Origin of the sequence: Paraeggerthella sp. LCP19S3_G8, assembly GCF_052119225.1 — a bacterium.
GTDB lineage: Bacteria > Actinomycetota > Coriobacteriia > Coriobacteriales > Eggerthellaceae > Paraeggerthella > Paraeggerthella hominis.
Window position 1 is genome coordinate 322,405 of record NZ_JBQKFQ010000003.1, and the last position, 15,591, is coordinate 337,995.

The 15,591-nt window shown below is 60.3% G+C and carries 11 protein-coding genes; 8 read left to right on the forward strand and 3 right to left on the reverse strand.

Going from position 1 to position 15,591, the window contains the following annotated elements:
• Positions 1-21: 21 nt before the first annotated feature.
• The 5 genes from ACTQZK_RS05060 (at position 22) to ACTQZK_RS05080 (ending at position 7,228) form a co-directional block, all read left to right on the forward strand.
• Positions 22-657 (forward strand): IMPACT family protein, encoded by a 636-nt coding sequence (locus ACTQZK_RS05060; RefSeq protein ID WP_216529838.1) that lies wholly within the window; start codon positions 22-24, stop codon positions 655-657.
• Between the two features lie 196 nt (positions 658-853).
• Positions 854-2,749 carry a protein kinase domain-containing protein gene (locus ACTQZK_RS05065; protein ID WP_441898708.1) on the forward strand — a complete coding sequence of 632 codons (1,896 nt, stop codon included), beginning with the start codon at positions 854-856 and terminating at the stop codon, positions 2,747-2,749.
• 71 nt (positions 2,750-2,820) lie between these two features.
• On the forward strand, positions 2,821-3,717 hold the full coding sequence (locus ACTQZK_RS05070) for an acetamidase/formamidase family protein (RefSeq protein ID WP_114566419.1): 897 nt from the start codon (positions 2,821-2,823) through the stop codon (positions 3,715-3,717).
• Between the two features lie 173 nt (positions 3,718-3,890).
• Positions 3,891-5,570: an MFS transporter gene (locus ACTQZK_RS05075; RefSeq protein WP_114566420.1), complete on the forward strand. Its 1,680-nt coding sequence runs from the start codon at positions 3,891-3,893 to the stop codon at positions 5,568-5,570.
• A 35-nt stretch (positions 5,571-5,605) separates the two neighbouring features.
• Complete coding sequence (locus tag ACTQZK_RS05080; RefSeq protein WP_441898710.1) at positions 5,606-7,228, forward strand: amidohydrolase; 1,623 nt, start codon at positions 5,606-5,608, stop codon at positions 7,226-7,228.
• Positions 7,229-7,337: 109 nt separating this feature from the next.
• Here the strand turns inward: ACTQZK_RS05080 and ACTQZK_RS05085 are convergent, their stop codons facing one another.
• A complete protein-coding gene (locus ACTQZK_RS05085; protein ID WP_441898712.1) occupies positions 7,338-9,449 on the reverse strand; it encodes a BglG family transcription antiterminator in 2,112 nt (703 codons plus the stop codon).
• On the opposite strand from ACTQZK_RS05085, the gene ACTQZK_RS05090 reads away from it, so the two are divergent.
• A complete protein-coding gene (locus tag ACTQZK_RS05090; RefSeq protein ID WP_441898714.1) occupies positions 9,429-10,295 on the forward strand; it encodes an MFS transporter in 867 nt (288 codons plus the stop codon). The two genes, ACTQZK_RS05085 and ACTQZK_RS05090, sit on opposite strands and share 21 nt — an antisense overlap.
• Positions 10,292-10,972: an MFS transporter gene (locus ACTQZK_RS05095; RefSeq protein WP_441898716.1), complete on the forward strand. Its 681-nt coding sequence runs from the start codon at positions 10,292-10,294 to the stop codon at positions 10,970-10,972. Before ACTQZK_RS05090 ends, ACTQZK_RS05095 begins: the two co-directional genes overlap by 4 nt.
• Positions 10,973-11,035: 63 nt before the next feature.
• On the opposite strand, the gene ACTQZK_RS05100 is transcribed toward ACTQZK_RS05095, so the two are convergent.
• Positions 11,036-11,905 (reverse strand): bifunctional hydroxymethylpyrimidine kinase/phosphomethylpyrimidine kinase, encoded by an 870-nt coding sequence (locus ACTQZK_RS05100; protein ID WP_441898718.1) that lies wholly within the window; start codon positions 11,903-11,905, stop codon positions 11,036-11,038.
• Between the two features lie 122 nt (positions 11,906-12,027).
• Positions 12,028-12,225 (reverse strand): DUF6724 family protein, encoded by a 198-nt coding sequence (locus ACTQZK_RS05105; RefSeq protein WP_114566450.1) that lies wholly within the window; start codon positions 12,223-12,225, stop codon positions 12,028-12,030.
• Positions 12,226-12,373: 148 nt separating this feature from the next.
• Here ACTQZK_RS05105 and ACTQZK_RS05110 point away from each other — a divergent pair, with 148 nt between their 5' ends.
• Positions 12,374-15,049: an ATP-binding response regulator gene (locus tag ACTQZK_RS05110; protein ID WP_441898720.1), complete on the forward strand. Its 2,676-nt coding sequence runs from the start codon at positions 12,374-12,376 to the stop codon at positions 15,047-15,049.
• The last annotated feature ends 542 nt before the right edge of the window (positions 15,050-15,591 follow it).

Genomic DNA, 15,591 nt, shown 5'->3' on the forward strand with positions numbered 1-15,591 from the left:
CATCCGTGCTACACTTTTCCCATGACTTCCTACACCACCATAGAAGGGCGGGCAACCGCCGAGATCGAAGAGAAGAAAAGCCGGTTCATCGCCAGCTTGGCCCACGTGGAAACCGAGGAGGAGGCGCTCGCCTTCCTCGAGGAGATCCGCGCGGCGAACCGCATGGCGCGCCATAACGTGTACGCGTACGTGCTGCGCGAAGGCGGCGCAGGCTCTTCGGGCCGCGTGCGGTACTCCGACGATGGCGAGCCGCAGAAGACGGCCGGCCTTCCCACCCTCGAGGTTGTTCAGCACGCAGGTCTTACCGACGTCATCGTGGTGGTCACGCGCTACTTCGGCGGCGTGCTGCTGGGAACGGGCGGCCTGGTGCGCGCTTACACGCAGGCGACGCAGGCGGGCGTCGAGGCGGCGCAGCTCGTGGTGGTTTCGCGCTGCGTGGACATTCGCATTCGCACGGCGTATGCAAAGTACGACCAGCTGATGCGCATTGCGACGGACTGCGGCGCGAAGGTGCTCGATACGGTGTACGACGATGCCGTTACCCTGCAACTGCGCATGCTCGACGGCACGCAGGACCCGCTGCTGAAAAAGCTGACGGAACTGGAGCGCGGACAGGAAAACGTTACGGTGAGCGACCCCTTGGAGGCTGCGTTCTAGCCACCTCTCGCTCGGCGCGTTCGCGCCCGCCGAGCTCGCACGCCCCGCGCCCATCGCGCCCCGCGCCTGCACACCGCCCGCCCTCCGCGCTCTGCCGTTATTGCCATCGCGGTGCCGTGGTGACCCCGGCATCTGAGCGCCCTTTGGACGCATCTGCTCTATAATGTCCCCCATGGCGCGCAACCAGCAACTCATATTGAATCGATACCGGCCAATCGCGGAAGCGGGGGCGGGTGGCTTCGGCACCGTGCAGGTGGCGTGGGACACGCGCATTCAGCGCCGCGTTGCCATCAAGTGCATCGAGCTGGACGACGTCGACGCTGCCCGGGCCGCTCTTCCGGGCGCGAACGCAGCGCCGTTGCCGGACGCTTCGCGCGATGCGGCGTTTGACGACCCCCTGTTTTCCGACGACGAAGACGAAGCGCTGTTTTCCCAGGCTGGAGCATCGGTTGATCTGTTGGCGGAAGCTCCGCTCGTGCGCTCTCTCGCGCATATCCCGGGTTTGGACGAAGCGCGCACGGCGGCCATGCTTACCGATGCGAGCATTGTGGCGGTGTACGATTTCGAGGTGCAGGACGCTACGGCGTACCTCATCATGGAATACGTCGAAGGCATGTCGTTGAGCGAACTGCTTCGCCGACATGGCGACCGTTTGACCCTCGATATTGTGGCGGCGGTATTCTCGGCGGTGTCGCATGCGCTTGAGGTGGCGCACAGCAACCAGGTGCTTCACCTGGACATCAAGCCCGACAACATCCTGATCAACCATCAAGGTCAGGTGAAAGTGACCGATTTCGGCTTGGCGACGCTAGCGGATGCTTCGGGTTTCGGCACGGCTGGAGGCGGCACCATCGGCTACATGCCGCTTGAGCAAATGCGGCAGGAAAACCTGGACGTGCGCTGCGACGAATGGGCGTTGGCTTCGGTCGCGTACGAAATGCTCACAGGAGAAAATCCGTTCCTTGCGTCCGATTTGAAGCGTGCCGAGCTTGCAATCGAGGATGCGGAGCTCGTGTTGCCGTCGTTGTGTTGGGAAGGGCTTGACCCTGCAATTGACGACGTGGTGTTCTATGCGCTCGACCCCGATCGCGAAGAACGCTACGCAACGATTTCCGATTTCGCAGAGGAACTTGAGCCGTTCCTGGGCGATTCAAAGCGCGGCGTTCGCGAGCTTGCAGCTATTGTCGGATATGCCGATGAGCAGGATGAAGAACCTGTCGAGGACGAGCCTTGCCTTCCGCGCGTGCCTTTGCGCGAGCGCTTCACGCCGCTGCATCGTGCGATTGCGACCCATGCGGTGGGCGGTGCGGGCAGCGCGCTGCTGGCGTTCGTGGCGCTTTGGAACATGCCGCAGACAAGCGGTTTCGCGAATCCGCTGTTCTGGGGTATCTTCGCGCTCATCGTGCTTGCGGGTGCGTTGCGGCCGCACCTGGGCGCGCTGCTCGGGTATTTCGCGCTGGCCGCCATGTTCATCGTGCAAGGCGTTCCGGCGGCAGGGTGCGTGCTGCTGGCGGCTGCGGCCACGTGGTGGTACTTCGTTGGGCGCGAGGGGGACGCCGAAGCGAACGTTGCTTTGGCGGTGCCGCTCGCGGGCGCGTTCGGTTTGGGGCAGCTTGCGCCGTTGGCGGCCGGACTGAGCCTGGCTCCCGTGCGGGCTATGGGGACAGCCGCGTTCTCGGTGCTGGTCGCCGTCATGCTGGCCGCCTGCGGGTCCCATAACCTTCTGAGCTGGGACGTGCTTGCGAACTGGAACGTGGGCGCGCGCAGCGACCTGGCGGGCGCCATGGGCGCGCTGCTCGTGCAGCCTCCGCTTTGGTGCGTTGCCGGCAGTTGGATCGCGTCGGCCGGCGCGCTGGCTGCGATTCGCTTGCGGCCGACGCGCGCGTTTGCGGTTCTGGGCACGTGCGTAGCCGGTGCGCTTCTGCTTGGAGGCGTCGCCGTTGCGGCATGGGTTGCATCGGGTCAGGTTACGTGGATGCCCTCTCTCGGGAATCTGGGGTTCACCGCGATATCCATTGCGTTGGCGCTTGCGGCGTGCGTGTTCGTGCCCGACCCCGTGTACTACGACGAAGACGATTGGGCGGAAGAATAACCTGCTTATCGTACTGTTGGGCGGGCTTCGTACTATAATCGAGCCGAAAACCTGCGAGGAAAGGAAAACCCATGCAGCAACTGGGAGACGAGCGTGTTCTGTTCGCGTTTGCGCGCGATTTGGAGCCGGCTCTTACCGTAGAATCGGGCGAGACGGTGCGTATTCGCACGAAGGATTGCTTCGGCAATCAAGTTCGGACGTCCGATGACGCGCTTGACGAAATCGATTGGGACGCCATCAATCCGGCTACCGGCCCTGTTTTCGTGAAGGGCGCTCGTCCGGGCGGTGCGCTCAAGGTGGTTATCGAGAACATCGAGCTGGATGACCAGACCGCTTCGTGCACGGGCAAGGACGAAGGCGTGTGCGGCGATCGGTTCGATGCGTGGAGCACGCGCCTGTGCGCCATCAAGAACGACGAGCTGGTGTGGAACGACAAGCTGTCCATTCCGCTGAATCCCATGATCGGCGTTATCGGCGTTGCTCCGGCGGGCGACCCGGTGAACTGCGGAACGCCGGGGAGCCATGGCGGCAACATGGACAACACCGCCATTACCACGGGAGCCACGCTGTACTTCCCGGTGGCGGTGGAGGGCGCGCTGTTCGGCTGCGGCGACATGCACGCCGCCATGGGCGATGGCGAGATCAGCGTTTCGGGCGCGGAAGTGGCCGGCTACGCTACGGTCACGCTTACGGCGCTGCCCGATCTGCACGTGACGGATCCCATCATCGAGAACGAAACGCATCTGGGGATCATCGCATCCGCCGAGTCGCTTGACGCCGCCGCGGATCGCGCGGTGCACGAGATGGTCGATTTGCTGCACGACCGCACGGGCACGCCCCAGGACGAGTTGGTGATGCTGTTGTCCCTGGTCGCTGACGTGCAGGTCTGCCAAATGGTCGACCCGGAAAAGACCGTGCGCTTCATGGTGCCGAAGTACGTGCTGGAAGCGCTGGAGTTCAGCTTGTAGCGAAGCGATGCACGAAGATGCCCTTGTTCCTTTGCGGCGTCTTCGTGCTTCCTGCTTGTAATGGCATAGAACAATTACCGTTGAAACGGTAATTGTTCTATGCCATCTCCCCCTTATTCGTTCCTACAATGCATGGTGTTGAACGAACTGTCACTATACAAGGGGGTATGCACATGGCAGCGAAACCGGCCGCTTCGGCGGCTCAGGCGAAAGACGGGGCCTCGAAATTCCTGGTCCTTCCCATCATTATTCTCATCATGGCCCAAATGGGCACGTCGGGAGAGAACAGCGCTCTCAGCCTGGCGAACACGGAACTAGTTAACCAACTGGGCGCGACGGTTCCCGATATTCAGCTGGCCAACATGGTCTATTCTCTCATGGCCGGTGCGCTGATGATCGCCGGCGGCCTGCTGGGAACCGTTATCGGCTGGAAGCGCAACTTCCGCATGGGCGCGTTGCTCTGCGCGGCCGGTGAAATCCTCATGGCGTTCTCTCCGAACATGCTCGTGTTCATCTGGGGCGGCCGCGTGCTCGTGGGCTTCGGCGCCAGCTTCATGATTCCGTCGGTGCTCGGCTTGATTCCAAAGATCTACCAGGGTAAAAACCGCGTGCAGGCGTACGGCTGCATCGGCGCCGCTTCCGGTTTGGCCGCCGTGCTGCCCTTGCTTTTGGGCGTACTCATGGAGATGGCAGGCTTTCGCATTACGTATGTGGTGCTGGGCTGCTACTTCCTGGTCGTGTTTCTGCTTTCCTTCAAGCTCCCTGCCATCGAGGAAGGTGGCGAGCGCGCGAAGTTCGACGGCGTGGGCACCGGCATTGCTGCAGGCGGCCTGTTCCTGTTCCTCGTTGGCCTTTCCCGTATTTCGGTTTGGGGCCTGTTCGAGCCTTTCGAGGCTGCTCCGTTCACCATTTTCGGCATGTCCCCGGCTCTGCCGATGACGCTGCTTGGCCTGTTGATGCTGGTCGCACTCGTGTTCGTGGAGAAGCGCATCGAGAAGAAGAACGGCAGCGCGCTGCTTCCGCAGGTGTTCCTCAAGACGCCGCAGGTGCTTGCCGGTTTGGTCGCTTCGGCTCTGACCTTCTTCTTCATGGGCATCCAGTCCATCCTTCTGGCGCCGTATCTGATGCTGGTCGCCGGCTGGTCTCCTGTCACCATGGGCGCCATGTCCCTTATGGTGGGCATTCCCACCTTCCTGCTCTCGCTCGGTATTCCGAAGCTGTTCCCGAACGCCAATCCGCGCCGCGTGCTGCAGCTTGGCTACATCGTCATGGCTGGCTCGCTTGTTCTTATGTGCTTCTCGATTTCCGAGGCGGGCGTCGGTTTTGGTATGTACGTTGGATTCTTCCTGGTGGGCGTTGGCGCCGGCATTTCCAGCTCCCATACGAACAACGTGGTCGCGCTGGCTCTCAATGACCGCGACGCAGCGCAGTCGGGCGGCATTCAGACCACGATGCGCAACGTGGGCCAGGCCATCGGCGTTGCCGCGCTGGGCGCCGTGCTGCTGTTCGGCATTACGTCCAACATCGACTCCGCCATGAAGGCCGATCCCACCATCACGCCGGAGGTTCGCCAGGCTGTGTCCCAGCGTTCCATCACGCTCATGAGCGACGAGAGCTTCCTGGCTACTATCGACGACATCGAGATGAGCGATGCGGAGCGCGAGAGCCTGGCTGCCATCAACGCGACGGCGCGCGTGGACTCCACCAAGACCGCCTTCATCGTGGCTGCCATCATCATGGCTGCGGGCTTGCTGACAACGCCGTTCATCACGGTCCTTCGCAAGGAAGAGGAAGCGGAGACATCCGCTCGGCCCGCAGCTCTTGTGGCCGATGAGCTTGAAACCGCTCGATAAACAGGGAATACACGGAAGTAAGGAGGGCATGCGTTATGAAGACGCTGTATTGCAACGGAGATTTCGTTCCCATGACCGATGCGAACGCCACGTTCGAGGCGCTGCTGGTTGAGGACGACGGCACCATCGCGTTTGCGGGCACCCTAGATGAGGCGCGCAATCGCGCGGGCGATGCTCGGGAAATCGATCTTGAGGGAAAGACCGTGCTCCCGGGATTCATTGACCCCCATAGCCATTTGACGGGCACCACGCAGTACATCTCCACGGCAAGCTTATCGGAATGCACGTCGTTCGACGACATCGTGAACGCGCTGACCGCCTTTATCGAGAAGCGCGGCATTACGGCCGACGGCGTGGTGATGGGCACGGGGTATGACCAGAACTTCCTGGTCGAAGGCCAGCATCCGACGAAGGACGTGCTTGATCGGGCGTCTCGCGAGATCCCTATTTTCATCGTCCACGCGTCGGGTCACATGGGGGTCGCGAACTCCCGATCGCTCGAACTGGTAGGCGTCACGGCTGAAACGCCTGATCCCGAGGGGGGTCTGTACGGGCGCGTCGAGGGCAGCATGGAGCCGAACGGCTACGCTGAGGAGCCTGCCACGCTGTTCAACTTCTACGCCATGTGCCAGCCCCGCATGAACTTGGACGTCCCGGCGATGTTTGATGAGATGCAGGATTACTATCTTGAGAACGGCGTAACCACTGCGCAAGACGGTGCCACGCAGCCGGATTTCGCGGATATGCTGGCTGCATTCGCCCGTGCGGGAAAGATGAAGCTCGACATCGTGGGCTACCCCATGGACGGCCACGGCGTCGAGGGCATGCTCGAGCGCAATGCTGACTTCGACAGCCAGGATTATATCGGACATTTCCGCTTGGGCGGTATCAAGATGTTCTTGGACGGATCTCCGCAGGGCCGTACGGCTTGGATGACCCAACCTTACGAACCGGGCGAAGACGGAGCCACTGATTACGTGGCGTACGGTACTATGAGCGATGACGAGGCGTATGCGTTTATTCGCAGCGGCATCGACACCAATCACCAAGTGCTGTGCCACTGCAACGGCGATGCTGCAGGCGATCAGCTCATCGCCCAGTACAAGCGTGCGCTCGAAGATTCGCCGAACCCGAACAAGCATAAGCTGCGCCCGGTCATGATCCATTGCCAGACGATTCGCCAAGATCAATACCAGGCTATGGCTGAAATAGGGATGATCCCCAGCATCTTCACATCGCATATTTGGTATTGGGGCGACATTCATCTCAACAACTTCGGCCAGGCTCGCGGTGGTCGCATTAGCGCCGTGCGCGACGCTTTGGACGCGGGTCTTCCGTTCACGTTCCATACCGACGTGCCCGTTGTTCCCCCGAAGATGCTGGAAACCGTCTGGTGCGCGGTCAATCGCATTACGAAAGCCGGCGTCCAACTGGATGAAAGCCAGAAAATCGACGTTTTCGATGGGCTGAAAGCTATCACCATAAACGGTGCGTACCAATACGGTGAAGAAGACCGCAAGGGTACGCTTGAGGTGGGAAAGCTTGCCGACCTGGTCATTCTTGATGCGAATCCGCTCAAGGTGGATCCGATGGACATCCGCTCCATAAAGGTTCTCGAAACCATCAAAGAAGGCACGTCGGTTTACCGCTGCGCGTAATCTTTCGTTCCGCGCGGCACGCAATGCCGAAAACGGGTTTTGCCCCAAAGCCCGTTTTACCTCCTGGAGCCCGCACGATTCCGTGCGGGCTCGCTGCGTAGCAGGAAGGTTAGGCGGGGAAATATGCCGTCAAGGCATCTTGGGAAACTTGGCGTTCGGTGAGTATTCGCTTGAACTGCTCGGTTAACGAAGATACGGCGCTGCGATCGTTTTCCGAAACCAACAGTACCGCCACCGTCTTTACAAGCGCGCCGATCAAGTTGAAGTTGTCCACAGGAAAGAACACTGCGCAGGTCGAGAGCACTTTGGCGCTGAACAAAGGAAGAACCAGGGTAGACCCCGAAGCAAAGAACGATGCCTCGAACAATCTTGCAAACTGCTCGTTCTTCATGTCGAGAATTTTCCGATCCGCCAGCTCCCGGTGCACCTCATGGGCCAACTCCCTCATGTCGTCTGCTTGCGTAACAGCGTCGACCTCTATACAGTGCAGCTGCGTTTCAAGGTCGTTATTGAGCATGGGGATGGATGTCATGATGCGCATGATGTCCTGCTCGTCGATGGCCTCGGAAACGGTGATCGTGGGGAACGTGCTATCCAGTGGCTCGAACGATATAAGGAAGTCGAAGCGACTGGATAGCGCTGTCGATTCAGCGGGGGACTGCTCCACATCGTTTTCCGTAATTACGTCTACGATTCTGATTTTGGATGCAAGCTTCTCGATGCGGTATTTGCCGTACGCTGCCTGCTCGACCCCTGCATTCACCACAAGGCCCACGCGGAACACGCGCTCGGTATGCACGTGGTCAAGGTATTCGAGCAATGCCATGATGATGCGGGTGTAGTCGGCCCCAAAGACATTGAAGTCTTGCAATTCAGGTGCGTCGTGCAATGCTTCGGATAGCAGCAGAAAGCCGTCCATGTTGTCGTATTTCACTACGTGTTCGATGGGTCCGGGAATGGAGAGGTTGCAGGATTTCCTTAAAAGGGCGCCGTCTGTCAGTACGAGCAGTCGTTGGCGCAGCGCGTGGTCGGGCGCTTGCCCGAAACGCTGCTCGAAGGTTCTTTCAATGCGCTCTACCGCCTCGATGGTGCGAGGGGCTGGCTCGTACTCTTCAATGTTTCGCCTGCTCCATTGCCAGGTGCCGCAGGAGAACAGGTTGGATGCCAGCGCTATCTCGTGGTCGTTGACGGGCATTCCCAGGTGCCGCTCGAACCGGGTTTTCAGCTTGCGAGCAAGTTGGGGATGGGCTGCTTTGAACTCGGATGACTCGTTGAGCGTGTGGCCAAGCCTCAAGCGGGCGCACATTACTTTGAGGTAGAACGACGTTTGCTGCCGTGAGTTCTTCGAAAGTTGCAGCCCCATTTCCTGCTCGGCCTCATCGGCTACGGTCTGCAAAAAGCGCGCATCTTGCCCCATGAACGTTGGCTCGATGCGGTTTTGCATCATGCGTCGGTCAAGCTTGTAGAAAAAGTACTTTATAAAGAACCGTATCGCAACCTCGGATCCTTCGATGCTGAGCCTGTCTTTCTTGCGGATGGACAATCGAAACGACTTCAGCATGAAGCTCCACCATTTCATGTCCATTTGAAGTTGCTGCTTGTTCGTAAACAGGCTGTGCGCAAGGGAGTCTACGGTAAAAGCCTTTGGCGAGCAGGTTATAAGGAGAATCCCGCGGTAAAACCGCTCCAGGCGAGGTCTCATTTCGATGGCGTTGTCGGCGACCATGGCTTCAAGACGACTTTGCTCGCCGCGTGCGAGGGCCATGCGGATGCCGTTGCCGCGCTTGCTGCGTATGCGCGAAGCGAATCCGGCGTGTGCAAGGTGCTCGTTTACGACCTTTGCGTCGGTGCGCACGGTTTTTTCCGAACAGCCGATGATGCGCGCCAGCTCTTCAACGGGCGTGTAGTGATCAAGATACAGCAGGTGATTCAGCAGCATGCTTTGACGCACGTTCATGGCGGTCCTTCTTCGGTGTTCTGTCCGTCTGGCTGATGCGAGGGTGCGGGTGCACCGACACATCAATTTTACCGAAGATGCGGTAATTCTTCTACAGAAGGCGCGAAAAGGCGTGGGTACAATGGGTTGAGCGACGTGTTCAGCCAGCAGATAGCAGGGGGTGCTGACGTGGCATTGGGGAATAACTCTCGTGTTCGAGCTGCGGATAGGGTCGAAGGAGCGCCGTTTCTTGTAGCTCCTCTTGTGGTTATCGTTCTTGCTCAAATTGGAACGTCAAGCGACAACGCTGCGCTTGGCATTGCCGTACAGCAGCTGGTTGGCGCGCTTGGGGCGACCGTTGCCGATGTGCAGATGGCAAACCTCGCTTACTCCCTTATAGCGGGATCGTTCATGATCGCTGGAGGCATGGTGGGGGTGGTTGTCGGATGGCGCAAGACGCTGCGCATCGGCTTGGTTCTGGCTATCTTGGGAGAGATTGTAGTAGCGCTTTCTCCGAATATGGGCGTGTTCACTTGGGGAGGGCGCTCGATCGTCGGTTTGGGCGCAAGTTTCATCACGCCGTCGGTGCTTGGCTTGATTCCCGCATTGTACGAGGGCCGCGCTCGGGCGACTGCATTCGGATTCGTGGCTGCTGCATCGGCTGTTTCCGCTTTGGTTCCCATCCCTTTTGGTCTTCTGCTTGATACTGCGGGATTCCGCGTAACGTTCGGCGTGATCGCGGCTTATTTCGCGATCGTGCTTGTTTGCACGCGCTTGCTTCCGAACCTTTCGAAACCGGATGCTTCCATGAGCATTGATGTGGGCGGTATTGTGCTGGCAGCTAGCGGTTTGGCTTTCTTGTTGTTCGGCATCGCGCGCGTGTCTTCGTGGGGGTTCGTCGAGCCGTTGTCGGAATGTCCCTTCACTATTGGAGGGATTGCCCCTACGCTGCCTGCGATAGCTACAGGTTTGTGCCTGCTTACTTGCTTGGTGCTGTTCGAGCGCAGACGAGAGTCCCAGGGAAAGGCCGCATTGCTGCCCCGCGCGTTCGTGGATGCGCCGTGCGTCCGCGCAGGATTGCTCGCGGTGGGGGTGCCGTTGTTTTGCATGGGGCTCAGGGAATCATCGTGACGCCGTACCTGCAGCTTGTAGCTGGATTCAGCGCGCTTCAGACGGGCTTGCTCTCGCTGCTTTCGGGCATCCCCATGCTCTTGTGCGCCATGCTGGTGCCAAAGCTCGTGAAGAAAACTCGCCCTCGCTTGGTCATTCGCGTTGGGTACGGCTTGATTATCGCGGGTGCGTGCAGCATGGCACTTTCGTTTGAGCCGCACGGCGTAACGCCGCTGCTGTTCTTCGCCACTTCGTTGGTTGGAGCTGGGCTGGGCGTTGTCAATTCTCAGGCGAACAATGCGGTGGCTTCGGTAGTCGATCCCGTTGCCGCTCAACAATCGGGCGGCATTCAGGGCACGGCGCGTAACGTAGGCATGGCGCTCGGGACGGCGATCATGGGGTCTTTACTGCTCGTGACGATGCAGGTTGGCGCTTCTGCTGAATTGAGCGCGCTTGAGGGAGACGCCGTGGGTTCTGCGGCCGTTATGATCCAGGAAGAGATTTCGTTCTGCGACGACGCCACGTACGAGGAGCTTGCCGTTCGATCAAGTGTCGAAGGCGGCGACGAAAAGGTTGTTGTGGAGTCGCTTGCCGCCGCACGCTGCAACGCAGCAAGCGTGTCGATGCTCGTGCTTGCCGGGATTGTGGGTGTAGCCTTTATCGGCACCCGTCATATAGTTCGAAAGTTGCAGGGATAGAACAAGGGGGCAGGGTCGTGAATGAACCCTTGCCCCCCTTGCGCCCCTCGCCCTGCCCTGGTTTTACAGAAGCCCGCAAACCTTTCCCAACAGGGGCTCGAAGCTGACGCCCCGGTCTTTGAATTCGGGCTGCTTCGCGCTGACGATCATGGCGTCGTGCACGAAGTCGCCGGCGAACGCAACTGCTTCGGCCAGGCTGCGACCAGCCATAACGGCTGCCAGTAGGCACGAAGCGTACAGGTCGCCCGTTCCGTGCAGCATGTAGGGAAGGTACTCGTTGCACACTTCCACCGTATCGCAGTCTGCTCCGCCCACGAAGTTGCGTATGCAGGTTTCCCCTTCGCGCTGAATGCCTTTCAGCACAACGTGCTTCGCGCCCTTCGCCACCAGCGCGTCGATCATGCGCTTGGCTTCGTCGTCCGAAATGTCGGTGCCGCGCCACTCTTCGCCCAAGATGATGGCCGCTTCGGTCAGGTTGGGGGTCAGGATGTCCGCTCCGCACGCCAGCTCGGCCATGGCGGCGCAAAGCTCCGGGGTGTACGTGGGGTAAACCTTGCCGTGGTCGGCCATGACGGGATCGACCACGCGCAGCGCGTTGGGGTACATGGCGTACAGGTCCCGAATGCGGTCGACCTGCTCCGGCGCGCCTAGAAAGCCCGAGTACACGGCATCTATTTCCACGCCGATCTTTTCCCAGGCGCCCAGGTAGTCTTCCAGCATTTCGGTGGTGTCGTGCATGTACCAACCCGGAAAAGCCGTGTGGGATGAAAACAGCCCCGTCGGAACGGGGCATACGTCGCATCCGGCCGCGGACAGCACGGGGATGGCCACGCCGAGCGAGCATTTGCCGTAGCCGCACAAATCGTGCACGGCGGCAACGCGAGGAATGTAGTCGCCTTCGCGACGGTACAAATACGTATCGGACTCTGACATGGATGGACCTTCCTGTTCGAGTTTCGCCGTCGGACAAGAGGGCTTCGGGCTGCGTGCAGCCACTGAGCCTTCATGCCTATGGTGAAGCTATGCGGATCGGTTGACGGGTCGAAAACGACGGATTACTTGCTTTCGTCCTCGTCATCGTCGTCGAAAAACGACCAATCGTCTTCACCGGGTTCCCGGTTGACGAACGTTTTGCGCGTACGGCGTTCCATGATGATGCACGCGATAAGGCTGATGACAAGTCCTGCGCCCACCAGGCATCCAATGCCGGCGTACGTTTCGAAAAGAAAGTGGTACAACGCACCGAAATCCATGATTACCTCGTTGTTCTGCCCGTGGCGATCGCTGTCGCCGCGGAAGGTTTGCACTCCAGCGTTAGAGTATACTATGCCCAACCGATTCCGATATGGGTTGGTTCCGAGATTCCTTTATTCTTTTCGCTCATCAAAGAAGGGCGTGTGCATGTCGGCTGTGAACAGGGGGAAGGGAGAGCGCCGCGCAATTGCGACGGCTGTCTCTGTTGCGGCCGTCCTCCTTGTGATCGTGGCCGTGTTCAGCCTGACCGCGTTCATCGATCAGAAGCTCAACGAAAGCGCCGAGCAGCAAGTGGTCACCTTCACCGAGCAGGCTGCGGGAAACGTGTCCGATCGCGCGGTCATGATGGAGGACGCGATCGGCGCGTTTACCGTGCAGTCGTCCGATCCGCAGGCTCTTCTTCCGGCTCTTTCGGCGTTGCAGGAGCGCTTGGGCTTGGCGGGCGCCGCCTTCGCGGGCATGGACGGCACGGGCGTGGAAAGCGACGGCTCGCCGTTCAGCGTCGATCAGATCGAAGGGCCTGAAACGGCCTTGTCCCAGGGCGACCCGTCGTATTCCGGAACCTTCACAACCCAGGACGGCGTTCGCGTGCGCACGGTGCAGCGCCCGCTGTACATCGACGGCCAGCAGGTGGGCGCGCTGTATGCGCAGATTCCATTGAGCCTGTTCGCCATGCCCGAGCATCTGGACATGTTCGACGGGCGCGGCTACTTTATTCTGTTCCAGGCCGACACGGGCGAGATCCTGGTTCCTCCCGCCGACAAAACCAAAACCGTTCTGCCTCCCGAGGCCAATCTGTACGAGTTTCTGGATGAGGCTTCTCGGTACGAAGAGCCCCTGTCTCTTGCATCTCCGGAAAGTTTGAACAACGCTCTTTTGTCGCTTCAGGCTCGGCAGGGAAGCGACCTGGAGGGCCTGTTCAATATCGTGTACGACCGCTCAAGCGGTTTGGTTACCGCGCCGGTTGACGGCAAGGTCTCGTACGTGTGCGTCGCTCCGGTAAGCAAAGGCCCTTGGTACGTGTGCAGCGTGGTGCCGGTCGAAAACGTGCGCGCCGAAGCGGCGGTGGTCACCACCACGTTCCAGGCGGTGTTCGGAATTGTCATGGTGTGCCTTATCGTGGCGGGCTTCATGGTGTTCGCCGCGTATCGCCGCCGGGTGCGCGAGCGAAACGTTGCCATGATGGCCCAGCTGTACCGCGCGCTTTCCGACAGCGTGGACCTTGCCGTTAACCTGTACCATCCCGAGGATCGCCAGGTTACGCCTATCGTGGCGAAATCGGCGGACATCATCGGCTACGCGCTGGACGATTTCCTGAAAAACGAGCGCTTGGCAAGCGAGATGGGGCTTTCCGAAAAAGGAGTCGATTTGTTCAGCCGAATCAGAAAAGGGCTGGTCGACGAATTCGAGCACGGCGAATTCTCGTTTCGCAGCACGCGCACAGGCTCTGCCCGCTGGGTTGCCTATTCGGTTCGGCCGCTGGTGTTCGAGGGCAAGCAGCAGGTGCTTATCGTTTTGCGGGACTCCACGCCCGACAAGCAGATTCAGCTGTCCATGAAGGATGCCATGAATGCTGCAGAAGCCGCCAACCAGGCAAAATCTGATTTTCTTTCGCGCATGTCGCATGAGATTCGCACGCCTATGAACGTGATTATCGGCATGCTCCAGATTGCGCGCGGCAACGTGGACGATCCCGAGAAAATGCGCGTGAACCTTGCCAAGATCGGCACGGCGTCGGATCATTTGCTGGGCTTGATCAACGACGTTCTGGACCTTTCGAAGATCGAGAACGGGAAGATGACCCTTGCCAGCGATCCCTTCCGTCTAGCCGACCTGCTCGATCATGTGGAGGAAGTTATTCGCCCGCAGTGCGAGCAGCGCAGCCAGGAGCTCACGGTGCGCGGGCCTGCTTGTGCGGACGCCGTGTACGTGGGCGACACGGTGCGTTTGAAGCAGCTCCTGATCAACCTTTTGTCGAACTCCGTCAAGTACACGCCCGAGGGCGGCCACGTGAAGCTTGAAACGAACGCCGCCGCTGCTCCGGTCATGGGGTATCGTCAGGTGGTGTTCGTGGTGTCTGATGACGGCATCGGCATGTCGGAAGAATTCGTCGAGCGCATGTTCGAGCCGTTCGTCATGGAGGGCCGTTCGCACGAGCAGGGCACGGGGTTGGGCATGTCCATCGTCAAGAATGTCGTAACCATGATGGGCGGATCGATCGAGGTTGACTCCGCTATAGGGAAGGGCACGACATTCACGGTTACGTTGAGTTTGCGAATCGCGTTCGAGGCTGAGCTCAAGTCGTTTGAAGACGACGCGCGCGACCGTGGCTCTAACGGGCCTTCGACCCCTCGCAGCGATGCTCCCGACGAAGAGGGGTCGCTTTCCCTTGCGACGCTTTCCGCCCCTCGCGCCATCGAGCGCAGCGAGCTCGAAGGGCTGCGCGTGCTGATTGCCGAAGACAACGATCTGAATGCGGAAATCGCTTGCGAGCTTTTGGCGGCAGAGGGTCTTTCCATCGAACGCGCACGGGACGGCGAGGAGGCATGTGCCCTGTTCGAGGCGTCTGACGTGGGGCATTACGACGTGGTGCTCATGGATGTGCAGATGCCCAAGATGAACGGCTACGACGCCACGCGTTGCATCCGTGCCCTTGATCGCGAGGACGCGCGTACCGTGGCTATTGTGGCTATGTCGGCGAATGCGTTTTCCGAGGACGTGAACGCGTCGCTTGCCAGCGGCATGGACGCGCACCTTTCCAAGCCCATCGAGGTTCGCCGCGTTCTATCTACCATCGTGGAGTACACGCGCAAGCGCCGCTAGTCCGCTTTTCCGCCGTGCGCCCCGGCGCGCTTCCGCGTGCTGCCGCAGGTGCCGTGCGCCCCGGTGCGCTGCCGCGGGTGCCGTGCGCCCCGGTGCGCTGCCGAAAAGAACGAGTTTTGCGGCGATTTTCCGCCTTCGAGGAGACCTCTTCTTGAGGGCGTTTTGCATCGCACCAGGTCACAAAGCTGCTAGGGGCTTTTATCCTGGTTTGAGGACCAGCAAAACTCGCTCATTTTGACAGCGCGTCGGGGCGTGCGGTTTGCGGGCGCGTCCGGGTCGCGCGGGCATGCGGCTGGGTCGCTCGGGCAGGCAGCTCGCGGGCGCGTGCCAGGACGTCGGCGTGTGCGGCTCGCGGACATGCGGCCGGGGCGTGCAAGCTCGCGGGCATGCGGCCGGGTCGCGCAAGCTCACGGACATGCGGCCGGGTCGCGCAAGCCCTCGGCGCACGGCTGGGAGATCGGGCATCCGGGCTCGAAGGCGGGCCGAACATGCCAACGGCGTGAAGGACCGGCAAGCTGCGCCGGGCGTGAGGTATACTGGTC

What these genes read in the sequence shown, in the direction of transcription:
- ACTQZK_RS05060 (WP_216529838.1), top strand. Translation starts at nt 22, where the DNA reads ATGACTTCCTACACCACCATAGAAGGGCGGGCAACCGCCGAGATCGAA.
- ACTQZK_RS05070 (WP_114566419.1), top strand. Translation starts at nt 2,821, where the DNA reads ATGCAGCAACTGGGAGACGAGCGTGTTCTGTTCGCGTTTGCGCGCGAT.
- ACTQZK_RS05075 (WP_114566420.1), top strand. Translation starts at nt 3,891, where the DNA reads ATGGCAGCGAAACCGGCCGCTTCGGCGGCTCAGGCGAAAGACGGGGCC.
- ACTQZK_RS05080 (WP_441898710.1), top strand. Translation starts at nt 5,606, where the DNA reads ATGAAGACGCTGTATTGCAACGGAGATTTCGTTCCCATGACCGATGCG.
- ACTQZK_RS05100 (WP_441898718.1), bottom strand. Translation starts at nt 11,905, where the DNA reads ATGTCAGAGTCCGATACGTATTTGTACCGTCGCGAAGGCGACTACATT.
- ACTQZK_RS05105 (WP_114566450.1), bottom strand. Translation starts at nt 12,225, where the DNA reads ATGGATTTCGGTGCGTTGTACCACTTTCTTTTCGAAACGTACGCCGGC.
- ACTQZK_RS05110 (WP_441898720.1), top strand. Translation starts at nt 12,374, where the DNA reads ATGTCGGCTGTGAACAGGGGGAAGGGAGAGCGCCGCGCAATTGCGACG.